The 4,255-nt window shown below is 48.1% G+C and carries 5 protein-coding genes; 3 read left to right on the forward strand and 2 right to left on the reverse strand.

What is annotated here, in order from left to right; all coding sequences use genetic code 11:
- Together H6F50_RS08490 and H6F50_RS08495 are read right to left on the reverse strand one after the other, a co-directional pair.
- Positions 1 to 788: nucleotidyltransferase domain-containing protein (locus H6F50_RS08490; RefSeq protein ID WP_190428344.1), on the reverse strand; the 788-nt coding region annotated here is incomplete at its 3' end.
- Between the two features lie 32 nt (positions 789 to 820).
- A complete protein-coding gene (locus H6F50_RS08495; protein WP_190428345.1) occupies positions 821 to 988 on the reverse strand; it encodes a hypothetical protein in 168 nt (55 codons plus the stop codon).
- Positions 989 to 1,111: 123 nt separating this feature from the next.
- Here H6F50_RS08495 and egtC point away from each other — a divergent pair, with 123 nt between their 5' ends.
- The 3 genes from egtC to H6F50_RS08510 form a co-directional block, all read left to right on the forward strand.
- On the forward strand, positions 1,112 to 1,900 hold the full coding sequence (egtC, locus tag H6F50_RS08500; protein WP_190428346.1) for an ergothioneine biosynthesis protein EgtC: 789 nt from the start codon (positions 1,112 to 1,114) through the stop codon (positions 1,898 to 1,900).
- Entirely contained in the window at positions 1,890 to 3,182 is a 1,293-nt protein-coding gene (locus tag H6F50_RS08505) for an SUMF1/EgtB/PvdO family nonheme iron enzyme (protein ID WP_190428348.1), read from the forward strand. Before egtC ends, H6F50_RS08505 begins: the two co-directional genes overlap by 11 nt.
- Before the next feature lie 500 nt (positions 3,183 to 3,682).
- Positions 3,683 to 4,255, forward strand: a 573-nt coding sequence (locus H6F50_RS08510) for an L-histidine N(alpha)-methyltransferase (RefSeq protein ID WP_190428347.1), incomplete at its 3' end; no start/stop codon positions are given.

Raw genomic sequence — 4,255 nt, forward strand, 5'->3', positions numbered from 1 at the left:
CCGTTGCGGATAGCCAGCAGTTGTTGTCGGTGTTCTTCGACGCGAACTGGGACAAAACCCTCTTGCAGCACGGTGATGCCCGACAACAACAGGCGGATTAGATGCATCGCGTGCTTCCATTTAAATTCCCCCTTTGTACGGATATCTTGTTCAAGTTTTTTGAACTGTGACATCACATATCCGTTATATGTCTGGTAAACTAACTGAGAGAGAAAAATAGACCGAATTCCTAACAATTCTTCAGCCAGGGGCATCACCATTTCTACACCTGGTGTGTAGAGGCACTCTAAGACATTCGGATTTGCTTTGAGTGCCAAGGTCAAAAATTTCTGGAGTTCCCAGTAACACTCCTCGTTCTCTTTATTTTCTAACTGCTCCGGAATTCCGTAGAGCGACCAGTGGATATCGGCGGGTGGTAAGTAAATGCCGCGTCGGTCAATATCAGAGTTGGCATTATCTAAACCGTAGGCTCTTGAACCGACGATACAGCGGTAAATGACACACTCGTAAAGGTCAAAATCGGCAAGAACGGCTCCTGGTAGTTGCAGACCTTCTTGTTGCCAAGATGAGTGGATGGTGAGTTCTGAGCGCCGTAGAGACGCCTCTCCCCCGTCTGGAAACTGGACGCGATAGGCGTGGGAGTTGTCAATGGGTGATTTGATAATAACGCCGACGGTGCCGCGCGATCGCGCAATTTCACCCGCAGCATCTTGAATCTCAACACGAGTCACTATCTGGGTCCCAACGGGCAAAATCAGATTGGGGTTAAAGGCTAAACTCTCTGACAATTATTGCTCCCCCTTTGGACTGGTATTCTCCTCTACGCTGCCATAGCCAAAGATGGCGTGTCTACAATATGAAGTATTGTCAAAAATATGAAAGCGATCGCTCTTGCATTTGCAGTATAAGTTGCTACTTTTGGCTGCGGATTCTCTTGGACGACTGATGGTTCAACAAAAATAAGATTTTCATCTGGAATGACGTTCATCTAACGAACGTCAAACTCATCGGTTTCTCAGCAATTTCCTATCGCCAATTCACCCCAAATCTCAGCCTTTTTTAAGGTTTGGAGCTTAATCTCAACCATTAATGTAGGAGCAAACCCTAGAAAATGTGCCGTATACTTGGCTACCTCGGTTCGCCTATTCTACTGGACTGCCTTTTGTCCAAACCGGAACACTCGCTGATTGTCCAAAGCTATGAACCCCGCGAGATGACCTCTGGTGTCGTTAGTGCCGATGGTTTTGGAATTGGCTGGTATCACGCCCAAAAAGAGACCGACCCCTTTATCTACAAAAATTTGCTGCCCATTTGGGGTGATACGAATGTCTCCAACCTCAGCCGTTATATTGAGTCGGGATGCGTCCTTGCCAATGTTCGCAGCGCTACTACTGGTCAGTCAGTAGATTTGAGTAACTGCCAGCCGTTTCGTTCCGAGCGTCTCTTGTTCACACACAATGGTGCGATCAAAAACTTTCGCAAGACACTGTATAAACCGATTCGGAGCCGACTGAGCGATGAAATTTACCAATCTGTTGACGGCACGACAGACTCCGAGCATATGTTTGCCTTATTCCTGAATGAATTGGCATCTAACCCTGGGATGAGCTTGGAAAAAGCACTGTACAAAACGTTGATGACTTTAACCGAGTTAGCTGATGCTTACCACACACCAATCTCTGCCAACATAATTGTCACAGATGGACATCGGATGGTTGCCTCGCGCTTTGCTCAGGGAACAAATGTTCCCTCACTGTATTGGCTGCGGGACGATCCTATCTTTCCAGAAGCAGTAGCGATCGCATCTGAACCATTGTTTACTGGCAACTGGATCGGGTTCCCCGAACAAAGCATGATTAGTGTGGGAGAAGACCTTGAAGTTCAAATCCATCAACTCTGAAGTAGCCAGAGCGAGTACCCTTGATGAGCGCCGGCAACAAATCAAACAATCGATGCAGCGCTGCCGTGCCGGTACTTTAGCACTGTTTGAAGGCATCAACTACGACACCTTCTGTCGTCAGGTGCATCCTGACTTTAGCCCGATTGGCTGGCATTTAGGGCACATTGCCTACACCGAGGCTTTGTGGCTGCTAGTTCGTAGTGCAGGTAAACCCCTCGAACTTCCCTTTGCCAAGGGGGGACAAGATGCGATCGCTGGTTATCAACGCTTATTTGCGGCGGATGGCTTACCCAAAATGCAACGGGTTTATTTACCCCTGCTCACTGAAATTCGCTGCTATCTGCACACAGTTAGAGAACAGGTATTCGATTACCTGGAAGTTGCACCTTTAGATGAGCAAGAACGCCTTTGGCGCTGGTTAATTCAGCATGAGAGCCAGCATAGTGAAACTATCTCCTTCGTGCTGCAATTACAGCGTCGAGACGCCCAATTCCACGTAGGAAGCCGTGCTAACCTACCGGAAACGTGCAATCACCCCGCCTTAGAGGAAATGGTTGAAATTGCGGCGGGTGAGTTCGAGATGGGCAACGAGTCCATCGAAGCTTTAGACAACGAGCGTCCAGTTCACCGAGTTTACTTGGATACCTACTGGATTGACCGTTATCCCGTCACTTGCGGACAGTACCGGGCGTTTATGGAAGCGGGAGGATATCAAAATGCCCGATGGTGGACAGAAGCTGGGTGGAAATGGCTGCAAGAAAATCCCGTGAATCAGCCGCTATACTGGGCACCTGACACAGCTTGGGATAATCATCCAATCTGCGGCGTTTCCGGGTACGAGGCACAAGCGTATGCCCGATTTGTGGGGAAGCGGCTGCCAACCGAGGCAGAGTGGGAAAAAGCAGCCAGTTGGGATGCGATCGCACTGTGTCGCCGCACATATCCCTGGGGCGAGGCGGAGTTAGACCTAGAGCGATGTAACCACGATAACTTGGCAGGGCAAACGACACCTGTAAATGCTTATCCCTCTGGGCAGAGTGCCTATGGTTGCTACGATATGCTCGGCAATGTCTGGGAGTGGACTTCTACCTGCTTTGATGGCTATGACGGTTTTGTCAGTTACCCTTACGTTGGTTATTCCAAGACTTATTTTGATGGAGAGCATCAGGTATTGAGAGGTGGTAGCTGGGCGACTCGTCCCGCCGCTTTGCGCTCTAGCTTCCGCAACTGGTATTATCCGAGCGTCCGTCAGATTTTGTCTGGATTTCGCTGTGCGAAGTAGCTATATCTATAGCGGTTTTCATTCAAGTGCAATAGACACACTCGGAACCTCACCCCCAGCCCCTCTCTGTGAACGGAGAGGGGCGAATATTGAATTTCTTTGGGTAAATGGGGAAGATCTGGGTGGGGTTAAACCGTACTGCATCCAATCGGTATTTCTCCCTCTAATTGATGGGAGCTAGGGGAATCTGACCGAATTCGCTTGACTCGATTCCCCCAACCCCCGCTAAATTAGGAGCTAAGAAATAGTGGTACATGGCGTTTCAATCATGTATCAACACAGCCCGATTTTTTATTTACTGAAATAAGCTGCCGATTTATCAGGAAAATGTATAACAAGTAGCCTGAGTCTAAATACATCTAGCTCAGGCATGATTTTATTCAATATAGCTTTGTGTTTCACTAGCTGACGGTTATAGCCAACTATTTTGACCCTCGCGATCGCGTAAAAGCGGATGCCGCAGTGATTCGGCTGTTCGCGCCCACACAAACGGAGGATAAATGACAATTTCTAAAACTGCAAGCGGTAAAACTGCTTCCCAATCCACGATAGAAAAACGCTTGCAGATAGAGCATCTACTCAGCGCTACGGCACAGTTACAAAATCAAGAAATTGACGGAACTGATGTCGTGAAGGGTTTAAGTGAGACTCCCAAATCTCTAACGCCGCGCTATTTCTACGATGACAAAGGCTCCCAACTATTTGAGCAAATTTGTGAGTTACCTGAATATTATCTAACGCGCACAGAAACAGCTATTTTACAAAAGTGCGCGGGTGAAATTGCTCAGTTGACGGGGGAAAGCGAACTGGTAGAACTGGGAAGCGGTAGCTCAACAAAAACCCGGATTCTGCTAGATGCCTACCAAGAAATCGGCTACCCACTGCGCTATCTGCCAATTGACGTGAGTGCTGGCATTTTAGAAAGTAGTGCCAGGGAATTGCTAGTTGATTATCCCTCCCTCCAGGTTCACGCTTTAGCCAGCACTTATGAATTGGCATTGACACGACTGGCACCGACGCAATTGCCTAGTCGAACGATCTGTTTTTTGGGTAGCACCTTGGGTAATTTAAAT

The organism is Coleofasciculus sp. FACHB-712 (assembly GCF_014695635.1).
Classification (GTDB): Bacteria; Cyanobacteriota; Cyanobacteriia; order Cyanobacteriales; family FACHB-T130; genus FACHB-T130.

Coding starts and splice junctions, on each gene's coding strand:
- H6F50_RS08495 (WP_190428345.1), bottom strand. CDS start 988: ATGAACGTCATTCCAGATGAAAATCTTATTTTTGTTGAACCATCAGTC.
- egtC (WP_190428346.1), top strand. CDS start 1,112: ATGTGCCGTATACTTGGCTACCTCGGTTCGCCTATTCTACTGGACTGC.